This window comes from Streptomyces sp. NPDC101234 (genome assembly GCF_044767525.1).
GTDB lineage: Bacteria > Actinomycetota > Actinomycetes > Streptomycetales > Streptomycetaceae > Streptomyces > Streptomyces sasae.
Window position 1 is genome coordinate 72,135 of record NZ_JBIWOA010000040.1, and the last position, 23,485, is coordinate 95,619.

The window sequence follows — 23,485 nt, forward strand, 5'->3', positions numbered from 1 at the left end:
CCTCCAGCGGTGGGGTACGCCGGGCGGCTCACGGCCGTCCGCCTGCGGCCGGACGGGCCCGCAGTTCCGTCTCGATCGCGGCCGCGACCCGGGGCGCGAACCGGGGGGCCAGGACCTGCTCGTGCGAGCAGGGCAGCTCCATCACCTCGACCTCGCGCACCGCCCGCCGCCAGCGGGCCGCCTTCTGCGCGGTCGGCGGCAGCCCGGGTTCGTCGCCGGCGCTGACCAGCAGGACACGGCCGTCGTAGCGGGGCGGGCGCCAGCCGAGGCTGAGGCGGATGTGGCGGGCGCGCAGCGGCAGCAGGACCGCGAGCCGCTGGGGGTCGACGCCCGCGAACGGGCCGTCGGGAGCAGACAGCCGCAGGAGGACACGGTCGGCGTCCACCCGGCCGGCCGGCTGCGGTTCGGTCGGCGCGGTGTGCAGCAGCAGCTGCTTCAGCGTGTCCTGGTCGACCTCGTCGGTGTCCCACGCCGGTACGGTGGTGTCCGGGTCCGCCGGTACGCAGTCGAGGACCGCGGTGAGGGCCACCTCCTGGCCCTCGGCGCGCAGCCGGCCTGCCAGTTCGGCCGCGAGGATGCCCCCGAACGAGTATCCGGCCAGCGCGTACGGACCGTGCGGCTGCAGGGCGCGGATCCGTGTGAGGCAGTCGTCGGTGATCTCGGCGATGTCGGCCGGCAGTGCGGCGGCCGGATCGCTCAGCAGTGGGGACTGCAGTGCGTGCACGGGCCGTCCGGGGTCGAGCCCCGGCAGCAGGGTGGCGTACGACCAGGCCATGCCGAGCCCGTAGTGCAGGCAGAACAGGGCGGGCCGGCCGTCGCCCTCGCGCAGGGTGAGGACGGGGTCGAGGCCGCGCAGCGGCGACGCCCCGCGGCCCCGCTCCAGCCGCCGGGCGAGGGCGGCCGGGGTGGCGTCGGTGAACAGCGCGCCCACCGGTATCCGGGTGCCGAACTCCGCCTCGATCCGGGCGGCCAGCCGCAGGCCCAGCAGCGAGTGCCCGCCGGCCGCGAAGAAGTCCGTGTCGCCGTGGACCGCCGGCAGGTCGAGGACCTCGGCGAAGAGCTTGCACAGGAGCCGTTCCCGGTCGCTGCCGGGGGGCGCCGCCGGGCCGGGAGCCGGGGCCGGTTCGGGAAGTGCCTCCCGGTCGAGTTTGCCGTGCGCGGTGAGCGGGATCCGGTCGAGCCGCGTCCACAGCGACGGCAGCAGCTGCTCCGGCAGCAGCCGCCGGGCCCGGCCGCGCACCTCGTCGACGGTGGTGCCGGCGGCCAGCAGCAGATGGGCGGCGAGCCGTTTGCCGCCGCCCGGATCGGCCCGGACCGTCACGACGGCCTGCCGCACCCCGTCGACGCCCCGCAGGACGGCCTCCACCCCGGCCGGTTCGATCCGGAAGCCCCGCACCTTGACCTGGGCGTCCGCCCGTCCCGCGAAGAGCAGCGTGCCGTCGGTGGCGAACCGGGCGAGGTCCCCGGTGCGGTACATCCGGGTGCCCGGCGGGCCGTAGGGGTCGGGGACGAACCGGGCGGCGGTCGCGGCGGGGCGGCCGAGGTAGCCGCAGGCCAGCCCACCGCCCGCGAGATACAGCTCGCCGGTGGTACCGGTGGGGGCCGGGCGCAGCCGGCCGTCGAGGACGTATGCGCGGGTGTTGTCCAGGGGCCGTCCGATGGGCAGCGGCCCGGCCGGCACGGCGGTCACCCGGTGGGCGGTGGCGAACACGGTGGTCTCGGTGGGCCCGTAGCCGTTGACGACCACGATGTCCGGGCAGACGGCGAGGACCTGGCGTACGGCCTGCGGCGGCACCACGTCGCCGCCGGCCCACACCTCGTCGAGCCCGGCCAGCGCGCCGGGGGCCAGGTCGGCCACCGTGCGGAAGAGTTCCGCGGTCAGCCACAGCGCGGTGATCCGGTGCCGCCCCAGGGTCCGGCGCAGCTCCGCGGGCACGACGCCGGGTCCGACGACGACCGTGCCGCCGGTCAGCAGGGGCACCCACACCTCGTAGGTGGCCGCGTCGAAGGTGTGGGCGCTGTGGAAGAGCACCCTGCGGTGAGCGGCGAACCTCTCGTCGCCGGCCAGCTCCACGACGGCGCGGTGCGGAGTGAGCACCCCCTTGGGTTCGCCGGTGGAGCCCGAGGTGTACATCAGGCAGGCGGGCGCGTCGGGATGCGGCCGCAGGGCCGGCGCGGCCTCGGCACCGGTCGTGGTGACGGCGACCGCCCGGGCGCCCGCCGGCAGCCACGGCGGTGCGGTGCCGTCGGCGGTCACCACGAGCCGTGCCCCGCAGTCACGCAGCAGCCCGGTCAGCCGGGCCGGGGGGTGCGCCGGATCCAGCGGTACGTAGTACCCGCCCGTCAGCAGCACGGCCAGTTGGGCGGTCACCAGCCCGGCCGACCTCGGCAGCAGCAGCGCGACCGGGGCGCCGGGGGCGGCTCCGGCCGCCGTCAGCCCGGCGGCCAGCCGCCGGGCGGCCGCTGCCAGCGCGGCGTAGGAGAGGGTGTTGTCCGGCGACTCGACGGCCGGCGCGTCCGGGGTCCGGGCGGCCTGGGCCGCGAACCGCTCCGGGACGGACCGCAAGGGCGCCGTCCGGCGCCGGCCGCGGCCCGCCGCCAGCAGCCGCTCCCGCTCGCCCTCGGGCAGCACGTCGATCCCATCGGCGGGTCGTCCGAGGGCGCCTTCGGCGGTCAGCGCCTCGAACGCCGCCGTCAGCCGGGCGAGGGGCGCGGCGCCGTCGGCGTCCGGTGGGTGGCCGAGCCGCAGCAGCCAGCGCTCACCGGCCACCACCGCGAGCGACCACGGATAGTGCGTGGCGTCCGCCGTGGCGACCAGCCGCAGCCGGCCGCCGGGGGCGAGGGCGCCCCGCGGGAAGTTCTCGAAGGCCAGGACGGTGTCGAACAGCTCACCGGCCCCCGCGTCCCGGGCCACGTCGACCAGCCGCGCCGTGTGATGAGGCGTCAGGCTCTGCTGCTCCCGCTGGATCCGCCGCAGCAGGTCTCCCGTCGGCTCCCCGGGGCGCAGCCGCACCCGTACCGGCAGGGTGTTGAGGAAGAGCCCGACCATGGTCTCCACGCCCGGCAGCTGGGCCGGCCGCCCGGACACCACCCCGCCGAAGACCACGTCGTCCAGGCCGGTACCGCGGGCCAGCACCAAGGCCCAGGCGACCTGGGCCACGGTGCCCGGCGTGACCCCCGCCTCCCGGGCGGTACGCGCCAGGGCCGTGCTGAGCCGCGCGGACAGCCGTTCCTCGCGGCAGTCCGCGACGGCGCCGCCGCGAAACGCACCGCGGCCCGGTCCCAGCAGTGTCGGCGCGGCCAGACCCGCCAGCGCGTCGCGCCAGGCGGCGCGTGCCGCGGTCGGGTCCTGGCCGCGCAGCCAGCTCAGGTAGTCGCGGTACGGGACGGCCGCCGCAAGCACGTCCTCGCCGCTCTCGTAGAGCGTGTCCAGTTCCTGGGCGAGGACCGGCACGGACCAGCCGTCGAGGAGTATGTGGTGGAGCGTCAGCACCAGTTCCGTGCGGTCGTCCCGGCGTACCAGCAGACAGCGCAGCAGGGGCGGCCGGGAGACGTCGAAGCGGCTGAGCCGGTCGGCGGCGAGCAGCCGCTCCAGCTCCGCGTCGGCCGCGCCGGGGGCACGGCCGGTGAGATCGGCCTCCAGCCAGGGCACCTCGGCCCGGTGCGGGATCAGCTGCACGGGCTGGTCGAGTCCCCTGTGCCGGAAGCAGGCCCGCAGGTTCGGGTGGCGGCGCAGCAGCGCGGCCACGGCCTCGCGCAGCGCGGGTACCCGGACGGGCCCGGTCAGCTCGAACCGGACCTGGACCAGGTAGGGGTCGACTCCGTCCGCGGTCAGCTCGGCGTGGAAGAACAGGCCCTGCTGGGCGGGCGAGAGCGGCAGGATGTCGGCTATGGCGCGGCTCACAGCTCCTCCTGCAGCAGGTCGAGCTGGTCCTGGGAGAGTTCGACCAGCGGGAAGTCGGAGGCGGTGAAGCCGCCTGCTTCCCGGTCCGAGGCGTGGTCCGCGAGCACGCCGAGCGCGTCGGACCACAGCCGCGCGAGCCGGCGCACCTGCGCGCCGTCGATCGTGGCGTCGTCGTAGGTCCAGCTCGCCGTCAGCCCCGTCCCGTCGGCGACGGCGTCCACCTCGACCGTGTGGGCGGCCGGCATGCCGGCGCTGTCCAGCAGTTCGAAACCGGCCGGGGTGCCGTCGGGGATCCGGCCGAGGTAGTTGAAACGCAGGTCCGGGTGGGGCAGCGGGCTCAGCCGGGCCGTGCCCTCGGGGCTCAGATGGCGCAGCAGTCCCCAGCCGAGGCCGCCGCCGGGGGTCTTGCGCAGCCGCTCCTTGACCTCCTTCAGCGCGAGCCCCGCGGACTCGCCGCCGGACCAGAAGCCTTCGGCGTCGGTCAGGTCGAGCAGCACCGGGTGCAGTGTGGTGAACCATCCGACGGTCCCGGACACGTCGGCCTGGTCGGTGAACTCCGTGCGGCCGTGGCCCTCCAGGTCCACCAGCAGGCCCGGTCCGCCGCCGCGCCAGCGCACACCGGCCGCGGTGAGCGCGGTGAGCAGGACGGCGTCGGGTCCGCAGTGGAACGCGGCGGGCAGGGCGCCGAGCAGGGTGTCGCTCAGGGCGGCCGGCAGCCGCACAGTGTGCGTGACGCGTCGTCCGGCTGACGGCCGGCCGTCCGTCAGCCGGGCTTCGGGGCGGCTCAGTGTCGCTTCCCACCAGGGGAGTTCGGCGGTGCGGCGGCCGGCCTCGCGGTACAGCAGTCCGCCCCAGCGGCGCATGGACGTACGGGGAGCGGTGGCCGGTTCCCGGCCGGCCAGCAGTTCCGCGAGTTCGGCGGCGATGATCCGCAACGACACCCCGTCCACGGCCAGGTGGTGCAGCGTCAGCAACAGCCGGCCGGTGCCGGCCGGTCCGCGGTCGTACCAGACGCCGTCGAGCATCCGGCCGCCGGCGGGGTCGAGGTCCGGCTGTGCCGCGGCGGCGCGCGCGGCGGTGGTCACGGCGTCCTGCGGCCGGTCCGCCGCGGCCACCCGGCGGCTCAGCGCGGGTCCCGCGTCGGCGGCGGGCGGCGCGTACAGCTGCCAGTTGCCGTCGCCCGGGACGAGCCGCATCCGCAGGGCCGCATGGCGTTCGCGCAGCCGGCCCAGTGCGGCCTCGACCCGGGCCGCGTCGGTGCCGGGCGGGGTGGGCAGCAGCACGCTCATGGCGAAGGTGTCCGGGCTGCCGCCCCGCTCACGCCACCAGTGCATCAACGGGGTGAGCGGCACCGGCCCGGTCCCGTCGTCGTCGGCGGCGGCCGGTCCGGCGGTGCGGGCCAGCTCCGCGAGCCGGGCGGGGGTGCGGGCCGTGAAGACGTCGGCGGGGGTGAAGCGCAGCCCTTCGGCGGCGGCCCGGCCGGCCAGCTGGATGGCCATGACGCTGTCGCCGCCCAGGGCGAAGAAGTCGCCTTCGGCGGACACCTCGCGGCCGCCGAGGAGCTCGGTGCACAGGGCGCACAGCACGGCCTCGTCCGCGGTGGCCGCGCCGCGCCCCGGCCGGCCGGCCGGTGCCGTGGCCGGGGCGTCGGGCAGTGCCGCCCGGTCGATCTTGCCGGAGGGGGTGAGCGGGACCGTGTCGATCGCGACGTAGGCCGCCGGCACCATCGCCGCGGGCAGCCGGGCGGCCGCGTGCTCCCGCAGGGCGTCGCCGTCCACGGTCCGCTCCGGGCGCGGCACGATGTGCGCGACCAGTCCGCGCTCCCGCAGGGACACCACCGCCCGCTCCACGCAGGGGTGTTCGGCGAGCCGGGCCTCGATCTCCCCCAGTTCGACGCGCAGTCCGTTCACCTTCAGCTGGTCGTCGGCCCGGCCGAGGAAGTCCAGCTGGCCGTCCGGGCGGAGGCGGGCCAGGTCGCCGGTGCGGTACATCCGGCTGCCGGGCGGACCGTACGGATCGGCGACGAACCGCTGCGCGCTCTGCCCGGGGCGGCCCAGATAGCCGTGGGCCAGTCCGTCCCCGGAAAGGTACAGCTCGCCCTGGACGCCGACCGGTGCCGGTCGCAGCAGAGGGTCGAGGACCTGGACGCGCGCGCCGGGCAGGGGCCGGCCGATGGGGGGTCTGGTGCCGTCGCCGGGCAGCGGGTCCGAGAGGGTGATGCCGACGGTGGCCTCGGTCGGTCCGTAGGCGTTGAGGACCCGGCGCCCGTGCGCCGCCCAGCGGGCGGGCAGCCCGGGTGGGCAGGTCTCGGCCCCGGTGGCCAGGGTCCGCAGTTGCGGCAGGTCCTTTGCCGGGGTGTGGGCGAGCAGGGCGGGAGGCAGCAGGGCGGCGGTGACACGGCGTTCGCGCAGCACCTCGGCCAGCGCCTCCCCGGCGAGCGGCCCGGGCGGCGGGACGACCAGGGTGGCGCCGGCGTGGAACGCCATGGCCAGCTCCGCCAGGCAGATGTCGAAGGCGGGCGAGCCGGCCTGCAGCACCCGGCTTGCGGCGTCGATGCCGAGTCCGGCCGCGAATCCCTCGGCGAGCGCGGCGACCCCGCGGTGGCCGACCACGACGCCCTTGGGCCGGCCGGTGGAACCGGAGGTGTAGATGACGTAGGCGGCCTCGTCGGGGGCGGCGGTACGGGCGGGCAGCGGATCCCCGTCGTAGGCGCGGCCGTCGAGCGGCAGGACGGGCAGGCCGTCCGCCGCGTAGGGCGGGCGGTCCGTGCCGGCGGGGGTGATCAGGGCCGCCGGCTCCGCCTCCTGGAGGATGAGCCGGATCCGTTCGGCGGGATGGGCCGGGTCCACCGGCAGATGGGCGGCGCCCGTGTACTGCACCGCCAGCGCCGACACCACGGCCTGCGCCGAGCGGGGCAGCGCGAGAGCGACGATGCGGCCGGGGCCGGCGCCCAGCGCGCGCAGCCGCCCGGCGAGGCGGGCGACCCGGTCGGCCAGTTGGGCGTAGCTCAGTACCTCGTCGCCGGAGTCGAGGGCCGGGGCGTCGGGGGTGCGGGCCGCCTGCCGGGCCAGGAGGCCGGGCAGGGTGAGGGGGGCCGGTCCGGGCCGGGCCGCCGCGAGCGGCCCGGCGTGGCCGGCGGGCACCGGGTGGTGTGCGGTGAGGGGCGCGTCGGGGTCGGTCACCAGGCTGGTCAGCATCGCCCTGAACCCCGCCGCCCAGTGCCGCACCACCGCGGGGTCGTAGCGGTCGGTGCGTACTTCCAGGGTTCCGGCGAAGCCGTCGTCGGCGTCCTGGACGATGCCGACGAGGTCGTGCTCGCCTCCGGTGTGGATGCGTTCGGGCTCGGAGAACTCCCGCAGCCGGCGGACGCTCTCCTGACGCGGCAGGTACATGAACACCCACTGGAACAGCGGTGACTGCCCGGCGTCGCGCCGCGGCGCGGTACGGGCCACGATCCGGCCGACGGGCACCTCGGCGTGGCCGAGCACCTGCGGGAAGTCGGCCGCGAAGCGGGTGAGCAGGGAGGTGAAGGACTCGCCGGGGCCGAACCGCCAGCGGGTGGGCACGGCGTTCATCACGTAGCCGATGACCCGCTCCAGGCCCTTGGCCGAGCGGTTGGCGGTGGGGGTGCCGAGGATCAGGTCGCGGCGCCCGCCGAGCCGGGCCGCGAACGCGGCGAAGGCCGAGATCAGCACGCCGTAGACGGTGGTGCCGTGCCGGCGGGCGAGGTCCCGTACCGCCTGTGCGGTGCGGGCGTCCGTGTGGAAGGGCAGCTGGGCGATGCCGAAGTTCGCCCCGGTGCCGAACGCCCCGGGCACTTGCAGCGGTTCGGGCAGGTCGGCGAGGTAGCGCTCCCAGAAGTCCAGCCGGGCGTCGAACACTCCGGACTCCTGCAGTTCCCGCTGCCAGTCGGCGAAGTCCGCGTACTGGATCGCGGGCGGCCCGGGCGGCTCGGTGCCGTCGCGGACCGCCCGGTAGGCGTCGGCGAACTCCGTGTGCAGGACGTCGAAGGACCACCAGTCGGTGACGATGTGGTGCAGGGCCAGCAACAGGGTGGACCGCCCGTCGCCGCGGGTGACGAACAGCCCCCGGATCAGCCGTTGTCCGCCGCCCAGCCAAAAGGGGCGGCGGCGGAACTCCTCGGCCAGGTCCGTGAAGGTGCCGCCGGTGCCGCGCAGGTCGGTCCGCTCCAGCGGGAAGGGCCCCTCGGCGGGGAAGTCCAGGCGCAGCGCGCCCGGTTCGCCGAAGATCCGGGCGCGCAGGATGTCGTGGTTGGACTGCAGCACGGTGAGCGCGGCGGTGAGCCGGTCCGGGTCGACCGGGCCGTCGAAGTGGTAGGCGCAGCACAGGTTGAGCGCCCCGGTCCCCGGATACAGCGACTCGTAGACCCACAGGTCCTCCTGGGCCGGGCTGAGCGGCACCGGCCCGCTGCCGGCACGGGGCGGGACCACGGCCGGTACGGCGTCCGCCCGGCCCTCTTCCACCAGCCGGCGCAGCAGCCGCACCCGCTGCTCGCTGCCGAGCGCGCCGAAGCGGTCGGCCGCCGATAGGGACGACGTCATGTCAGGAGGTCCTTTCGCAGTGCGGCGAGCCGGTGCAGCGAGTCCAGGATCTGGTCCCGGCCGAGACCGAAGTCGACGAAGCAGGCGACCTCGTCGCAGCCGAGCTCGCGCAGGTCGGCGAGCGTCTTGGCGCAGGTTGCGGCCGAGCCCAGCAGGCTGCCCCAGGTGAGGTAGCGCTCGAAGGCGAACTCGGTGAGCAGTTCCAGCTGCCGTCCGTCCAGCGGCGCGGCCGCCGGTCGGGCCCCGCGGTTGGCGGTGCTCTGGCGCACGTAGGAGGCCAGGTACGCCTTCAGCGGGGCCTCGACGAGCCGTCGTGCCTCCGTGTCGTCGGCGCCGACGAAGGTGTGGGTCATCAGGGTGACCGTGCCGCGGCCGGGTGTGCCGGGCTGCTCGGGGGCGGCCCGGTAGGCCTCGCGGTAACGGGCGATCCGGTCTGCCAGGTCCGTGCGGTTGTGCCCCACGGTGGCGCCGAGCACCCCGGTGCGCAGCCGCCCCGCGGCCTCCCAGGTGGCCGGCGATCCGGAGGTGGTCAGCCACAGCGGCAGCGTGGGCTGCACGGGGGTGGGCTGTGGCCGTACGGCGACGGTCCGGCCGGTGCCGTCGGTGAACTCGCCCGTCTCACCCGCCCACAGACCGCGCAGCAGGGGGATGTCCCGCAGCGCGCGGGCCCGCCGGTCGTCGTAGTGGCCGGGCGCGAGCACGAAGTCCGCGGAGTGCCAGCCGGTGGCGACGGAGAAGCCGGCCCGGCCGTGCGAGAGGTTGTCCACCACCGCCCAGTCCTCCACCACCCGCAGCGGATGGTGCAGCGGCAGCACCACGCTGCCGCCGCGCAGCGCGATCCGCTCGGTGGCCACGGCGAGCGCGGCGCTGAGCACGGGCGGGCTGGGAAAGACCTGGCCGACCTCCTGGAAGTGCCGCTCCGGTGTCCAGACGGCGGCGAAGCCGAGTTCGTCGGCCGCCCGTGCGACGGCGAGGATGTCCTCGTACGCGGCCGCGTGGTCCGGCGGGCCGGCCGCGGGGCCGGCCCGGTCCGCGCCGAAGAACATCACGCTCAGTTCCATGGTGGCGGGACCTCCTTGCGCGGCGTGCGGCGCAGCCGCGGGATGGGAGCCCGGTCCGGGACCGGGGTGCCGGAGCCCCGGGCGGCCAGGGCGGCGGCCAGGGCGGCGGGGGTGGGGTGCTCGAAGAGCTGGGCGGTGGAGACCGGCAGTTTTCCGGCGGTGGCGAGCCGGGCCGCGGCGCGGACGGCGCGCAGCGAGTTCCCGCCGAGGGCGAAGAAGTCGTCGTGCGGACCGATCCGGTCCACGCGCAGCACCTCGGACCACACGGCGGCGATCGTGCCCACCAGGGTGTCCGGCGGCGGGGTGCCCTGCGCCGGGGCGTCGGAGGCCGGGCGGTCGGAGGCCGGGGCGTGCGCCGGCGGGGCGGGCGCCGGCGGGGCGGGCGCCGGCGGGGCGGGCAGGGGGAGGTTGCGGATCGCGGCCCCGGGCGCGTCGGGCAGCAGGGTGAGCAGGGCCGTCAGCGCGTTGGCGAACCACTCGGCCGACTCGTCGGCGAACACGTCGCGCCGGTGCTCGACGGTCACCGTCAGGCCGGCCGGCGAGCCGTCCTCGGTGTGGTCCTCGGTGACGTCGACGAGGAGCTGGAAACGGGCCGCGCCGGGGCGCAGCACCTCGATCGAGGTCTCGGCGCCGGGCAGCCGCAGCGCCGCCCGCACATTGTTCTGCAGGGCGAGGACGACGTCCGTGAAGGGATGGTGGCCGGGCCGGCGGGGTGGGTTGAGTGCCTCGACGACCTGCTCGAAGGGCACGTCCTGGTGGTCGTAGGCGGCGAGGTCGCAGGCCCGCACCCGGGCGAGCAGTCCGGCCGCGGAGACGTCGCCGACCGGTCCGGCGCGCAGCACCAGCAGATTGACGAAGAACCCGACGGCGTCGTCGGCCGGTACGGCGCCGCCGCGACAGGCCACCGGGGTGCCGATCGGGATGTCCTCGCCCGGCGCCATCCGGTCCAGGACGGCGGCCAGCGCGGCGTGCAGCACCATGAACAGCGTCGCGCCGTGCGCCCGGCCCAGGTCGGTGAGCCGGCTGTGGACGGCGCCGTCGAGCCGGCGGACCACCGCCCCGGCGTCAAGGCCCGCGCCGGCCGGCGCCCGGTCCCCGGTGCGACGGGGCATCGCCGGGACGGCCGGCAGGCCCCGCAGCCGGGTCCGCCAGTGGTCCAGTTGCCGGGCCGCCGTGCTGTGCGGGTCGGCCGGGTCGCCGAGCCGCCGAGCCTGGTCGGCGGCGTGGTCGGCGTACTGCCAGGACAGCGGGGGCAGGGTGCGGCCGGCACAGGACCGGGACAGGTCGGCGAAGAGCGGGGCCAGCGACCAGCCGTCGGCGGCGATGTGGTGGACGACCAGCAGCAGGGCGTGGCTGTTGGGCCGGTCCTCGATGTCGAACAGCACCGCGTGCCAGGGCAGTTCGGTGGCAAGGTCGAAGCGATGGCGGGCCGTCTTGGCGACCGCCCGCTCCAGGCCGGCTTCGACGACGGTACGCCGGAGCAGCCGGGGCCGGGCCGCGGGCCCGTCGAGGATCTGCTGCACCGGCTCGCCGTCGGGGTCCTGCGGGAACAGTGTGCGCAGCGGCTCATGGCGTACGGCGACGGCCGCCATGGCCTTTGCCAGGACCCCGGCGTCCACCGGGCCGTCGATCCGGGCCAGCACCGGGACGGTGTAGGCCGCGCCCGCGTCGGTGCGGTCGAGGAACCACAGGCGGCGCTGGGCGAAGGACAGGGGCACCGCGTCGGGGCGGGGCGGCAGCGCGGGCGGCGCCACCGGGTCGGGGTGCGCGGGGAGTTTGGCGGCGAGTGCGGCGACGGTCGGCGACGCGAAGAAGTCCCGGATGCCGATCTGCGCACCGAGTTCGGCGTGGATGCGGCCGAGCAGCCGGGCGGCGCGCAGCGAATGGCCGCCGAGGGCGAAGAAGTCGTCGTGGACGCCGACCGCCTGCGACTGCAGCACCTCGGCGAACAGCTCGCACAGGATCCGCTCGGCGTCCGTCCGCGGGGTGGCGCCGTCGGCCGCCGGGCGGGCGGCGGGCGGGGCGGGCAGCGCCGTCCGGTCGAGTTTGCCGCTGGGCAGCAGCGGCAGTGCGTCCAGTGTCACGAACGCGGCCGGGACCATGAAGTCCGGGAGCGTCAGCCGGGCGTGGGTGCGCAGTTCGTCCTCGCCGGCCGGCCGGCCGGCGCCCGCGTTCGGCACGACGTACGCCACCAGCCGCGGTTCGCCCAGGGCGTCGGCGCGGGCGGCCACCACCGCCCGCTCCACCGCCGGATGAGCCGCCAGTACGGCCTCGACCTCGCCCGGCTCCACCCGGAAACCCCGGATCTTCACCTGGTCGTCGGCCCGCCCGGCGAACTCCAGGACCCCGTCGGGCCGGCGCTTCACCAGGTCGCCCGTGCGGTACATACGCGTACCCGGGGCACCGTCCGGGTCGGGCACGAACCGCTCGGCGGTGAGCGCGGGCCGGCCCGTGTAGCCGTGGGCGAGGCCCTCGCCCGCCGCGTACAGCTCCCCGGCGACGCCGTCGGCGACCGGCCGCAGCCGTGCGTCCAGCACCCGGACCTGTTTGCCGGCCAGCGGGCGTCCGATGGGCACGGAGGGCGCCCGGTCGCCCGCGGCGACCGGGTGCGTGGTGAGGAAGACCATTGCCTCGACCGGGCCGTAGCCGTTGCGCAGCCGCAGTCCCGGGTGGCGGTGCAGGGCCTCCTGGGTGTGCCGCGCGGACAGCGCCTCGCCGCCGACGGTGAGCCGCCGCACCCCGGTGAGGGCCTGCGGGCACTCGTCCACGATCACGTTGAAGAGCCCGGCGGAGAGATACATGTCGGTGACGCCGTGCAGCCGGGTCAGCCGGCAGATCTCCAGCGGGTCGGGCCGCATGCCGGGGTGCAGCACGCAGGTGCCCCCGTTCAGCAGCGGGCCCCACAGTTCGAGGACGAAGGCGTCCCAGGAGACGGGGCTGCACTGCAGCCAGACCGTCCCGGGTCCGAACTCGGCGTACCGCTGGCCCGTCACGGTGGCGGTGACGGCCCGGTGGGAGGCGGCGACGCCCTTGGGCCGGCCCGTCGAGCCCGAGGTGAACATGACGCAGGCGACGTCCTCGGGCCGCGGCAGTGCCGTGCGCGCGCCCGCTGGTCCGGCGTGCGGCGTTGCGGTCACGGCCAGCAGCCGCGGGCCCGCCCCCAGCAGGCCGGCTCCCAGCGGGCCGGCTCCCAGCGGGCCGGCCGGCACGGTACGCGGGTCGTGGAGCACCAGTTGCACCCGCGCGTCCTCGGCCATGGCGCGCAGCCGTCCCACGGGCAGCCCCGGGTCGAGCACGGCGTAGCCGGCACCCGCCTTGAGCACGGCCAGCAGAGCGACCACCATGTCCGCTCCGCGTTCCAGGAGGACGCCGACGACATCGCCGCGGCCGGCGCCCTGTTGCCGCAGCAGCGCGGCCAGTTCGTCGGCGCGGGCGTCCAGCTCTGCGTATCCGATCCGGATGCCGTCCGAGACCAGCGCCACGGCGTGCGGGGCGCGGGCCGCCCAGCGCTCGAAGAGACCGCTCACGGTGGCGGAGGCGGCCGGCCCCGGCATCTGCGGAACAGCCGGCTCCGGTGCGCAGGCCCGCGCCGGGCGGCGGGCCGGGTCCTCCTCGCGGGAGCCGGCGGACGCCGCACCTGCCTCGGGCGTCCCGGGGGTGTGAGCCATGGTTCACCCTTCCGGTCGGTTCACTTCGCCGGGTCGGCGACGAGATCGGGCAGCAGCGTGTCGATGTCGCGCAGTGTGCGCCGGGACAGACCCCACAGCGCGGCGGCCGTGCCGCAGACCCCGGCGAGCAGCAGCAGGGCCGCCATGCCGCTGCCGCGGCCCTGCCCGACCAGCGGCGCCAGCAGGTGCACGAAACCGCTGTGCGCGGCGGCCTGGGGTTCGAAGACATGGTCGACGAGCGGGCCGGAGGCCGCCATCGCGACCGGCACGGAGATCTGCGACACGAACATCACGGCGCCGAAGACCCGGCCCTGGAGCTCCTGCGGCACCTTGGCCTGGATCACCGACTGCATCGCCGAGTTGACCACCGGCATCAGCAGGGCGCCGACCAGGATCGACAGGCACCAGCCGGGCACGGTGTCGGCGAGGGCCATGGCGACCTGGGCGCTCAGGCACATCCCGATGATGCCGAGCATCATCCCCCGGACCCGGTTGCGCGGCCCGCCCCAGGCGGCCAGCAGCAGCCCGCCGGCCACCCCGCCGACCCCGATGCAGGTGTTGACGGCGGCGAGCGCACCGACGCTGCTGCCGGTGCGCGCCAGCACCATCGGCTGCACCGCGGCGAAGCCGAGCATCATCACCAGGTTGACGACGAAGAACACCAGGGTCAGGTCACGCAGACTGGGAAGTCGCCACAGCTCCCGGACTCCCGCGCCGGCTTCGGCGAACAGCCGGCCGGGCCGTGCCGGGCCGGCCGGGGGGCGGGCGGGTTCCGTGAAGCGGGCGTACTGCACCGCGGCCAGGGCCAGGACGTAGCTGGCCATGTCGATCCAGATCAGGACCCCGAGCCCGGAGAACGCCACCAGCGCGCCGCCCAGGACGGGGCCGCCCAGGTCGGCGCTGTTCTTCGCGGAGGACAGCAGGCCGTTCGCGCGTTGCAGGCGGTCCTCGCCCACCAGTACCACAACGGCCGAGGAGAGCGCGGGGTACTGGAACGCGGCGGCCGTGCCCATGCCGGCCACCGCGACGTACACCAGCCGCAGGTCCAGGGCGCCGAGGGCATGGGCGACGGCCAGCACCGTGACGGACAACAGGCCGCCCAGGTCGGCGAGCTGGAGGGCACGGCGCTTGGGAAGCCGGTCCACCAGGGCCCCGGCCATCGGACTGAACGCGATCTGCGGAAGCAGCGCGCACAACGACAGCACGACGACGTCGGTGGCCTGCCGGCCCTCGCCCCAGGCCTGGACGACCAGCCCGAAGCGCAGCACCGAGCTGCCGACCAGGGACAGCAGGTGTCCTGCCCAGATCAGGCCGAACGGGCCGAGCCCCGAGGTGGGGGCGGGGGCCGCGGACGGCTCGGAGGTCTGCCTGCCGGCAGTGCGCATCAGATGTCCATCGCCTTCTCGTCGTACGGAGTCGGGACCTGCGTGCGGCGGGCCCCCGCCCGGTCCGCCGAGAAACCGGCCGGGGACCCGCCGACGCTCATGCGACCAGCGCGTCCTCGTCGGCCGAGAGCTCCGCGAAGGCCTGCGCGAGCTTCTGCGCCCCCTTCAGGACGGTGTCGTGCGGCCGGGCCAGGGAGATACGGATGAAGCGCTCGCCGCTCTTCGGGTCGGCCCAGTGGAAGGGGGCGCACGGCAGCACGTGGACCCCGTGCGCGACCAGCTTCTGGTAGAGCTCCCCGGAGCCCGGCCCGTCCTGCGGCAGAGCGATCCGGGCGACGCTGATCTGCGAGAGGGGGTCGGCCAGTTCGAGGCCCACCGCCTCGATCGCCTCCCGGACGACCGTACGGTTGCGCTCCACCATGTCGCGGGCGCGTTCCCGGCCGCCCGCCACCCAGTCGCCGGCCAGCTCGGTGACGAGGCGAAGCACCACCGGCGACGCGGCGAGCAGCGACTCGGAGAACGCCCGGTACAGCGGGTAGCGGGTGCGCTCGCTGAACGCCAGCATGCCGATCTTCAGTTCGTGGGTCGGCCACAGCTTGCCGGTGTCCTCGATGACGATCCAGTCGGCACCGGCGGCTTCCAGCACCTCGTAGGTGTCGTACTGGGCGTCGGGGACCTGGCCGCGGAAGCTCGCGTCGATGATGACGGTCTGTCCGTTGCGGGCGGCGTGCTCGGCCAGGGAGCGCAGATGTCCGCGGGGGGTCACCAGACCGGTCGGGTTGTTGGGATGCGTCACCACGACGGCGCTGACCGGCGCTCCTGGCCAGTCCTTGTTCATCAGCGCCTGCTCGGACATCGGAACGAGGTTCAGACCGCGGGTGGTGAACAGGTCCGCGATGTTGTCGAAGGTCGGGTGCAGTACCGCGATGGTCGCACCGGCCGGCAGCGCGCGGGCCACGATGTCGGTGGCCAGCGTCGACGAGTAACAGCTGAAGATCCTGCCTGTTCCGATGGGCGCGCTGTACTGACCGACCGCATGCAGAAATGCCGTGTGCGCTTCACGCTCGATGTCCTTGAACGGGCGGCACGACGCCTCCGCGAACATCTCCGGAATACCGGCGACGATCGCCGCCTGCTCCGCCGTCAGACCAAGGCGGGCATGGCCGTCGGTGAGGTTCAGTCCGCCGTCGGCATCGGTTAGCGCGTCGACCTCCATCGTCGTCAGATTGACAACGTCACTCATCGATTCATCAGCCCCTTGTAGCCGCTCAGACGTCACCGCACACCGAAACAGGAGGCGGCACGGATCGACCTCATCTGCAGTGCAACGGCATGAACGCTAGGTCGTCGGCACGGCTTTCGACCTGTCCCATCTAACGGGGACCGAATAGCGCGAATGATCGCTTCTAGACTGCGTGATCCGACCGGAAGAGCGAGACCGCCCTGGCACGGACCGTTTCGAGGAGAGCACACCATGCATCAGCTGACACTCACGGCAAAGGACAACACCGCCCTGGCTCCGCTGCTCACCGAACTCGCGGGGACCTTCGCCACGATCGAGAATCCCGAGCTGATCCGGCGGGCGCCGGTGCTGGCCTGTTCGCTGCCCTCCCGGCTGCTGGAATTCCTGGAGGAGTTCCGCAGCACCGAGCCGTCGGCCGTGTGCCTGGTGTCCGGTCTCGACGTGGACGACAGGACGCTCGGCCCCACCCCGGAACACTGGCGGAACACCGAGGCGGCATCGACGGCGCTGCCCCAGGAGATCTTCTTCCTGCTGTGCGCGGCACGGCTGGGCGACGTGTTCGGCTGGTCCACCCAGCAGGACGGCCGGATCATGCACGACGTACTGCCGATCAAGGGACACGAACACTACGAACTGGGCTCCAACAGTCTGCAGCACCTGTCCTGGCACACCGAGGACGCCTTCCACCCCTGCCGGGGCGACTATGTCGCCCTGATGTGCCTGAAGAACCCCGATCTCGCCGAGACGGTGGTGTGCGACGCCGGCGACCTGGACTGGGACGCACTCGACGTGACCGCCCTGCTCGAGGCGGAGTTCACACAGATGCCCGACAATTCACATCTGCCGCAGAACACCGCGCAGTCGACCGGGAATCCGGTTCAGGACCGGCTGCGCGCACGGAGTTTCGCGCTCATCCGGTCCTGGAACGAGAATCCCGTGAAACGCCCGGTCCTTTTCGGCGACCGCCACGACCCGTACATGGCGCTCGACCCCTACCACATGAAACATGACGACTGGACGAAACGGTCGCTGAACGCGTTCCGTGATCTGTGCGACCAGATAGAGAAGAACATGCGGGACGTGATTCTGCGGCCCGGCGACATCGCTTTCATCGACAATTTCCGCGCCGTGCACGGCCGGAAGTCGTTCCGGCCACGCTACGACGGGTCGGACCGCTGGCTCAAGCGGTTGAACATCACCCGGAACATCCGCGGCTCGCGGGCCTGGCGGCCCGCCGCGGCCGACCGGATCATCTACTGAGCCAGGCACCGGGCCGGCCGGCCCCCACAGCCGTGCCGGCGGCACCCAACCGCACGGCCAGATCGGCGAAGGCCGCCTCCTCGACGTTGCTGAAGCTCACCCGGAAGGTCCCGCGGTCCTCGGGCAGGAAGGCCGTACCGGGAATGACCAGGGTGTCGTGCCTCAGCACGAGATCACGGACGACGTCCTGCGTGGCGCGCCCGGTGAACGGGTGCCGCACCCACCCGAAGAAACCGCCGCAGGAGAGCAGCTCGAAGCCGCCCGGGCGGTCCGCCATGACGGCCTCGAACCGGGCCTGCTTCACGGCGACCTCCGCCGCCCGCCGCGCCCGCCAGTCCGCGGCCCGGGTCAGGCCGGCCCAGGCCGCCTCCTGGCCGATCCGGGGAGCACAGATGGCGACGCAGTCCAGCAACTTCATGATCTGGCGGTTGAGCTCGAAAGACCCCACGACCGCTCCCACCCGGTAGCCGGGCAGGGCCAGGTCCTTGGAGAAACTGTGCAGGCTGATCACACCGCGTTCCAGGTCCCGGTCGCACAAGAGCCGGTGCGCCGGCTCCGTGTCGCCGCGGAAGGTCCGGTAGGTCTCGTCGAGGATCAACGCGATGCCGTGGCGGTCGGCAAGCGCCGCGAACTCGGCGATCAGCCCGGGCGGCAGGACCACCCCGCTGGGATTGCCCGGTGTCACCAGGAGCACCGCCCGGACCCGGTCGCTGATCAGACGCTCACAGGCCGCCGGCGAGGGCAGCAGGTCCGGACCCGGTTCCAGATAGCGGGGCCGGATCCCGTTCATACGCAGCCACATGTCGTGGTTGAAGTAGTAGGGCAGGACCAGGACGACCTCGTCACCGGGCCCCGCCAGCGCCGACACCGCAAGACAGAACGCCTGGTTGCAGCCCGCGGTGACCACGACATGCTCGGCACGCACCGTCCCCCGGTAGGCGTCAGCGAGCTCGGCCGCGAACGACTCCCGCAGCTTCGGCAGACCGGCGAGCTCGACATAGTCCGCACCATGGGCGTCCCGGGCGACGGCGGCGACATGGGCCACCACTTCCGGCGCGGCCGGGTACTGCGGAGCGGCCTGGGCCAGATCCAGCAACGGACGGTCACCGGCACGACGGCCCAGGAGACCGTACGCCAGACCGATCGGCGAATCCGTTTCCTTGCACACACGGGCATTGAATCGCACGGAACACTCCATTCGTCACTACCCGCGGAGCCTTCCCGCCCAGCACACCCACGACCACTCACCCATTCCAGGGACACCCACAACACCCCCCACCACCACCCCACACACAAGCCACCGATCAGTGACCGCATGCTCCTACGACCCCGCCGACACATCACCCGTTCAAGAAGGTCGGGCCACACGCACACCCAGACGACCGGCAGCAGTCACGGGCAACCACTCCGCAACGACCGCACTCCAGAACAAGCCCGACCGACGGAAACCACGGCCCGCCCGCCCGCCCAGCACACAAACACCCCCCCGACAGACGCCCCTGCTCCTCTTCGGCCCGGCCACAGACGCGATCCGCCAGCCCCGTCCCCGGCCAGCACAGACCGAACCGCCCGCACCACGCAGCAGGGCCCCGGCCAAGTTGTTGATCACATTGCCAGGAGCAGGCCGACGGGACGGTCGCTGTCGCGCCCGTGATGCCGTAGAGCGGCCGCGATGTTGCCGTGTCCGTTGTGGAAGCGCGGCATCAAGCCCGTGATCGCCCGACGCGGCGTCGCCCTCGGCTCCGAACCGGGCAAGGTCCGCCGGGTGGTCGAACGTGCCTTCGCCTGGCTGCACCAGTTCAAACGGCTCCGCACCCGCTACGAACCACGCGCTGATCTCCACCAGGGCCTGCTCGAACTGGCTTGCAGCCTCATATGCCTCCGCCGCCTCCGAACCGCATTCTGAAACGATCAGTTCCGGACCGAGTAGAACAGCCGGGACCTCCGGCTGGGCTTGCAGCAGGTCATGCCGACCATCGATACCCGACCGGAACCCCGGCCGCGCACCCGGACGACCGGCGTGCAGCCCCGGCGCCCAGGGGCGAAGTCCTCGCCCGATGCCCTGAGCTGACTGCCACCCGCGGACACGTACATGCCTTCGCACGGATGGTCCGTGACCTCGCCGAAGAGGATCTCACCGCATGGACAGACGCCGTCCATGCCGATGACCTGCCCGCTCTGCACGCTTTCCCCGACGGCCTCCGGCGCGATCACGAAGCTGTCATCGCGGGCCTGACGCCGTCCTGGAGTTCCGGCCCCGTCGAAGGCCACACCAACCGGATCAAGATGCTCAAACGCCAGATGTATGGCCGGGCCGGATTCGCACTACTCCGTAAACGCGTCCTTCTCACCTGATCGACACCACGCTCCGTCACCCCGTCACGGAAATCTTGACCGAACCCAGCCCCTCTCCGAGGCGGTGTGCAAGGTGGAGCAGGTCGGGCAGGTACAGCACTCGTCCGTCGAATCCTGGGAGGGGGACCTGGAGCGGCCTGGTCCAGTGGGCGGGGATCGCGTCCAGCCCGTAATACGCCCCCGCGAGGCCTCCGGTCACCGCGGCGACGGTGTCCGTGTCGCCGCCCAGGTCGATCGCCGCACGTATCGCGTCTTCGAAGCTGTCGGTGGTGCGCAGGGCCCAGACGGCGGAGCCCAGACAGGGCCAGACGGCACCGTTGAACTCGGTCGCCTGATCAGGGTGCCAGTCGGGCGCGAGGACGGTGTCGTAGCGGCCGCGGTGGTCGGGGTGGACAAGAGCCAGCACGTCCGGGAGCGCGGCGAGGGGGTCGATGTCCTCGAAGGTGACACGGATGAGCTCGTGGAAGATCGCGGTGCCTTCCCATGCCGCGCGATCCCCATGGGTGAGGGCAGCGATACGGCGGGCCGCGTCCATGGTGGCTTCCCGGCCGGCGGGAGCGAAGTGGACTGCGGAGGTCGACGCCCGCATCAAGGAGCCGTTTCCCGCTGCTCGTTGGTTGACCTGGAAGTGGATCGCGGCGGCGAGGTCCCAGGGCATGCCGTTGGTCAGGACGTCCTCGGTCTGCAAGCCGATGTCCTTCGGCTCTGATGCCGCCCACCGCTGGAAGCGGGCGAAGATGTCCGGCAGATCCAGCCCGCCCCGCTCCAGCAGCGACTCCGCGACCAGGACGGCCATCTGTGTGTCGTCAGTGGCCTCGCCGGGGTCCCAGCCACCACCTCCGCACATCTCGCCACCGGCACCAGGCACGGGAAACCGCGCGGAAAATGCGCCCTGGGGACCGAACTCGAAGGGGCCGCCCAGAGCGTCACCCACTGCTGAGCCGACAACCGCGCCAGCGGCCCGCTGAATCCGCTTCATTCGCGCAGGTTACCGGCGTTGCGTCGACATCCGCGAGAACCCATTCCTTCTTCGGCCCCCCGAACCAGATCGTCGCCTGCACAAGCGACGTGAAGGAACTCTGAGCTCTGAAGGGGCCGACGACCGATCCTCGGTTGTCGGCCTCATCTCGTAGTTCACAGAAGTGACCAGGCCAAAGCTGATCGCACCTGACCAGATGCTCCGGGGCATCACAGACCTCCACGGCAGACCCCGAGCTTCCTCAGCCTATGGTCTTCCCCGCTGCCCGGCATGTCCCGACCTGTCGTAGCCAGCAACAGCCGAGCCGCGGCAGCGCAAGTTCCACCACGACGCCGAAACCGTCTGCCTCGCCACCCCGTGCTGCTCCCGCCGGCGCCGGCCACCCTGCTCGACCAGCAGATCAGTCAACTCCACGAAACGCCGCCCCCGCAGCGCCACCGCCGCCTTCTCCTGCCGGACGCCGTGCCCGGCCGCCCCCGTAACCCAGCCGGCCTGGCCGACCAGATGAGGACAGCGATGCCCGAGGCGATGGCGGTCGCCCATTCGGGCCAGGAGATGCGGCACGCCGGCCAGAGCGGGGCCACCCCGCCGTGCGGCACCCTCGCATCGCCGTACCCGCACGCGGAGATCCTGCCGATCGGCGTGAGCGATCCGCAGGCCCGGATCCACGCCGTCGACGAGAGCGTCTCCCCCAGGAACTGGAGCGGCTGTCGGTCGCGCAGGCACTGTTCCTCTACAACTACGCGGCCCACTGAACCGGGCGGCTCGGGTCACTGGGGGTCTCATGCCATCAGCGGGTTCTGGCCTAGCCGGCGCTGACCCAGGTGGCGCTGAAGTCGCTGCCGGTGATGCTGGTGCTCAGCGCACTGACGGTGTCCTTCTTCTGGCCCCTCGTGCCGGTGGTCATGATGATCTGCGACCAATTGGCGTTGCCCAGCGGGGCGGCGTTGACCAGGGCATCAGTGATGGAGACGGTGCCGAAGTTCGCCAGCGGCGGGATGCAGCCGCTGTCACAGGGGGGCAGCCCCACGATGACCTCGGCGGAACTGGGCGGCGGGACCGAGGCCGCGCCGACCGGGAGCTCCCTCCAGTACCCGGTGTAGTCCAGGATCCCCATGTCGTAGTTCTTCTGGACGGCGTTGTAGGCCGAGAAGGCGGTCAGCTCGTCGCCAGGGTGGACGGGTTCGCTGAAGGTGTGCCGCTGATCCGGGTAGAACTGGTACCAGGCGTAGTACACCGGGGTGCCGTTCGAGCAGTCGGCCTCGGTGCCGATCTGCTCGACCGTGCTGCTGCTGTAGCCGCCCAGGCCCACCCAGACGCTGGAGTACTGACTGCCAAAGGCGCAGGTGACCGCCGGCACCACCCACGTGGCCTGGACGAGGTCGTAGGAGCCGACGGCGGCGTACCCGGACCAGTCGGCGCTCAGCACGGGGGCCGCGCCGGCGGCGCTCGCCGAGAACAGCACGGACGCGGCGGCCAGGACGAGCGAGGCGAGGAAGATGCACATGCGTCTTAACAAGGGGGTGCTCCCTGGGAGGGTCGAAGGGCCCAGCAGCGGTCGGCTCCCGCCGCCGGGTCTGCCATCCTTCCGTCCCAACCCCGCTCGCGACCACCCTTCGTCAGGAGCCGTCATGCTTCCACCGCCGGCCTCCCCGGCTCTCCCCGCACCTGCTCATCGTGCCGTGCACCGTCAGCGGCGCCGCAGTTCCTCAGCCCAGTTCCGGAGTTGGTCCCCGAGGATCAGATTGTCGCCCCGGGACACGGTCTGAAGTCGCTCGCGCCGCAAGCATGAACGGCCCGTACAAGGCCGCCGCGTTCGTCGACGGCTGGTCCTCGCCGGGCAGGCGGTCGACCTGGAGACGGATCAGCGTGCCTTCGATGATGGGGAGTTCGCCAGTGTGGTCGATCCAAGCGGAGCGGGTGGTCAGGCGGGGATGGATGCGGTCCCAGGCCATCGCGCGGGCGGAACCCCGGGAGGACACCGCCGTTCACAGCACGGAGCCCGACCATGGAGAAGATCCGATGAAGCGCCGCAACCTGCTGCGTGGCGCGCTGGCCGCCGGCCTCACCGCTCCGGCCCTCGCCGCGCTCACCGCCGCCCGGACCGACGTCGACCAGACCCTCTCCCCCGACACTCCCCAGGACCTGGCCGACCTCGAGGCCGCAGCCGAGAGCTACGGATACGGCTACCACGGCCAGGCACCCACCCGCGTCCTGGCCGACCTGGTCACCGACTTCACGACCCTGCGCCCGCTCCTCACCATCCCTCAGCCCGCCCCGGTCAGGGCACGGCTGTGCCGGACGGCCGGGCAGATGGCCGGGATGACCGCGATCGTCCTGCACGACCTGGGCAGCCGCCGCGAGTCCCGCGCCTGGTTCGCCACCGCCGCCCGGGCCGCCGCCGAATCCGGCGACCCCCACCTGCGTGCCTGGGTCCTCGCCCGGGAAGCGATGGTGCCGCTCAACTACGGCGCCCAGAAAGCGGCGGCCCAACTCGCCGACCAGGCCCGGCAGACGGCCGGCACCCGGCCGACCGCCGCCGCGGTACTGGCAGCCGCCGTCGCCGCCCGCGCCTACGCCCTCAACCACCAGAACGAACAGGCCCGCCAGGCGCTCACCGCCGCCGACGCCCTCATGAACCGGCTCCCCGCCTCCGAGCGGTCGGACACCTGGCTGACGTACGGCGAGCAGAAGCACCACGTCCACCTCAGCCACGCCTTCACCACCCTCGGAGACGCCCGCCGCGCCCGGGAGAGCCAGCAGCGCGCCCTGGAACTGTCCGCGCCGACCAGCACCATGACGCGGACCCTGCTGAACATCGACGCCGCCGCTTGTGCCCATCACGACGGCGACACCGAGCAGGCGTGCCGCCGTACGGTCGACGCCCTGACGGCGCTGCCCGCGGACTACCGCACCGGCCTGGTCCGCCGCCGCGCCCTGGACCTGTACGAGGCGATCCCCGCCCAGCACCACCACGAACGCGCCGTACGGGAACTCCGCGACGTCGTAGCCGGCTGACCGTGACCGCTTCTACGGCGGGGGCCCGACAGCCAGATGCGGCTGGGCGG

Annotated in this window: 11 protein-coding genes and 4 pseudogenes; 5 read left to right on the forward strand and 10 right to left on the reverse strand. The window is 73.6% G+C overall.

Going from position 1 to position 23,485, the window contains the following annotated elements; translation table 11 throughout:
• Positions 1 to 28: 28 nt before the first annotated feature.
• The 6 genes from ACIRR9_RS45885 to ACIRR9_RS45910 form a co-directional block, all read right to left on the reverse strand.
• On the reverse strand, positions 29 to 3,904 hold the full coding sequence (locus tag ACIRR9_RS45885; protein ID WP_403765028.1) for an amino acid adenylation domain-containing protein: 3,876 nt from the start codon (positions 3,902 to 3,904) through the stop codon (positions 29 to 31).
• Positions 3,901 to 8,466 (reverse strand): amino acid adenylation domain-containing protein, encoded by a 4,566-nt coding sequence (locus tag ACIRR9_RS45890; protein ID WP_403765030.1) that lies wholly within the window; start codon positions 8,464 to 8,466, stop codon positions 3,901 to 3,903. The genes ACIRR9_RS45885 and ACIRR9_RS45890 overlap by 4 nt, the downstream gene beginning before the upstream one ends.
• Positions 8,463 to 9,527 carry a MupA/Atu3671 family FMN-dependent luciferase-like monooxygenase gene (locus ACIRR9_RS45895; RefSeq protein WP_403765032.1) on the reverse strand — a complete coding sequence of 355 codons (1,065 nt, stop codon included), beginning with the start codon at positions 9,525 to 9,527 and terminating at the stop codon, positions 8,463 to 8,465. Before ACIRR9_RS45895 ends, ACIRR9_RS45890 begins: the two co-directional genes overlap by 4 nt.
• A complete protein-coding gene (locus ACIRR9_RS45900; RefSeq protein ID WP_403765034.1) occupies positions 9,518 to 13,195 on the reverse strand; it encodes an amino acid adenylation domain-containing protein in 3,678 nt (1,225 codons plus the stop codon). The genes ACIRR9_RS45895 and ACIRR9_RS45900 overlap by 10 nt, the downstream gene beginning before the upstream one ends.
• 20 nt (positions 13,196 to 13,215) lie before the next feature.
• On the reverse strand, positions 13,216 to 14,580 hold the full coding sequence (locus tag ACIRR9_RS45905; protein WP_403765036.1) for an MFS transporter: 1,365 nt from the start codon (positions 14,578 to 14,580) through the stop codon (positions 13,216 to 13,218).
• Positions 14,581 to 14,677: 97 nt separating this feature from the next.
• A complete protein-coding gene (locus ACIRR9_RS45910) occupies positions 14,678 to 15,823 on the reverse strand; it encodes an aminotransferase class I/II-fold pyridoxal phosphate-dependent enzyme (RefSeq protein WP_403765037.1) in 1,146 nt (381 codons plus the stop codon).
• A gap of 231 nt (positions 15,824 to 16,054) precedes the next feature.
• Here ACIRR9_RS45910 and vioC point away from each other — a divergent pair, with 231 nt between their 5' ends.
• Positions 16,055 to 17,083 (forward strand): arginine beta-hydroxylase, Fe(II)/alpha-ketoglutarate-dependent, encoded by a 1,029-nt coding sequence (gene vioC / locus ACIRR9_RS45915; RefSeq protein ID WP_403765039.1) that lies wholly within the window; start codon positions 16,055 to 16,057, stop codon positions 17,081 to 17,083.
• Here the strand turns inward: vioC and ACIRR9_RS45920 are convergent.
• Positions 17,073 to 18,281, reverse strand: a complete 1,209-nt coding sequence (locus ACIRR9_RS45920; RefSeq protein WP_403765041.1) for an aminotransferase — start codon at positions 18,279 to 18,281, stop codon at positions 17,073 to 17,075. The genes vioC and ACIRR9_RS45920 overlap by 11 nt on opposite strands.
• 498 nt (positions 18,282 to 18,779) lie before the next feature.
• Between ACIRR9_RS45920 and ACIRR9_RS45925 the strand changes: the two are divergent.
• Together ACIRR9_RS45925 and ACIRR9_RS45930 are read left to right on the forward strand one after the other, a co-directional pair.
• Positions 18,780 to 18,989, forward strand: a pseudogene (locus tag ACIRR9_RS45925) (transposase); the annotation flags it as partial.
• Between the two features lie 134 nt (positions 18,990 to 19,123).
• Positions 19,124 to 19,438: pseudogene (locus ACIRR9_RS45930) on the forward strand (transposase); the annotation flags it as partial.
• A 16-nt stretch (positions 19,439 to 19,454) separates the two neighbouring features.
• Here the strand turns inward: ACIRR9_RS45930 and ACIRR9_RS45935 are convergent.
• On the reverse strand, positions 19,455 to 20,417 hold the full coding sequence (locus ACIRR9_RS45935) for an ADP-ribosylglycohydrolase family protein (RefSeq protein WP_403765042.1): 963 nt from the start codon (positions 20,415 to 20,417) through the stop codon (positions 19,455 to 19,457).
• Positions 20,418 to 20,930: 513 nt separating this feature from the next.
• On the opposite strand from ACIRR9_RS45935, the pseudogene ACIRR9_RS45940 reads away from it, so the two are divergent.
• Positions 20,931 to 21,172 (forward strand): annotated as a pseudogene (locus ACIRR9_RS45940) (dipeptidase); the annotation flags it as partial.
• Between the two features lie 50 nt (positions 21,173 to 21,222).
• Here ACIRR9_RS45940 and ACIRR9_RS45945 read toward each other — a convergent pair.
• Together ACIRR9_RS45945 and ACIRR9_RS45950 are read right to left on the reverse strand one after the other, a co-directional pair.
• On the reverse strand, positions 21,223 to 21,924 hold the full coding sequence (locus ACIRR9_RS45945) for a G1 family glutamic endopeptidase (protein WP_403765044.1): 702 nt from the start codon (positions 21,922 to 21,924) through the stop codon (positions 21,223 to 21,225).
• 316 nt (positions 21,925 to 22,240) lie between these two features.
• Positions 22,241 to 22,405, reverse strand: a pseudogene (locus tag ACIRR9_RS45950) (transposase); the annotation flags it as partial.
• A gap of 34 nt (positions 22,406 to 22,439) precedes the next feature.
• Here ACIRR9_RS45950 and ACIRR9_RS45955 point away from each other — a divergent pair.
• Positions 22,440 to 23,435: a hypothetical protein gene (locus tag ACIRR9_RS45955; protein ID WP_403765046.1), complete on the forward strand. Its 996-nt coding sequence runs from the start codon at positions 22,440 to 22,442 to the stop codon at positions 23,433 to 23,435.
• The last annotated feature ends 50 nt before the right edge of the window (positions 23,436 to 23,485 follow it).

What these genes read in the sequence shown, in the direction of transcription:
- ACIRR9_RS45890 (WP_403765030.1), bottom strand. Translation starts at nt 8,466, where the DNA reads ATGACGTCGTCCCTATCGGCGGCCGACCGCTTCGGCGCGCTCGGCAGC.
- ACIRR9_RS45895 (WP_403765032.1), bottom strand. Translation starts at nt 9,527, where the DNA reads ATGGAACTGAGCGTGATGTTCTTCGGCGCGGACCGGGCCGGCCCCGCG.
- ACIRR9_RS45900 (WP_403765034.1), bottom strand. Translation starts at nt 13,195, where the DNA reads ATGGCTCACACCCCCGGGACGCCCGAGGCAGGTGCGGCGTCCGCCGGC.
- ACIRR9_RS45905 (WP_403765036.1), bottom strand. Translation starts at nt 14,580, where the DNA reads ATGCGCACTGCCGGCAGGCAGACCTCCGAGCCGTCCGCGGCCCCCGCC.
- ACIRR9_RS45910 (WP_403765037.1), bottom strand. Translation starts at nt 15,823, where the DNA reads ATGAGTGACGTTGTCAATCTGACGACGATGGAGGTCGACGCGCTAACC.
- vioC (WP_403765039.1), top strand. Translation starts at nt 16,055, where the DNA reads ATGCATCAGCTGACACTCACGGCAAAGGACAACACCGCCCTGGCTCCG.
- ACIRR9_RS45920 (WP_403765041.1), bottom strand. Translation starts at nt 18,281, where the DNA reads ATGGAGTGTTCCGTGCGATTCAATGCCCGTGTGTGCAAGGAAACGGAT.
- ACIRR9_RS45935 (WP_403765042.1), bottom strand. Translation starts at nt 20,417, where the DNA reads ATGAAGCGGATTCAGCGGGCCGCTGGCGCGGTTGTCGGCTCAGCAGTG.
- ACIRR9_RS45945 (WP_403765044.1), bottom strand. Translation starts at nt 21,924, where the DNA reads ATGTGCATCTTCCTCGCCTCGCTCGTCCTGGCCGCCGCGTCCGTGCTG.
- ACIRR9_RS45955 (WP_403765046.1), top strand. Translation starts at nt 22,440, where the DNA reads ATGAAGCGCCGCAACCTGCTGCGTGGCGCGCTGGCCGCCGGCCTCACC.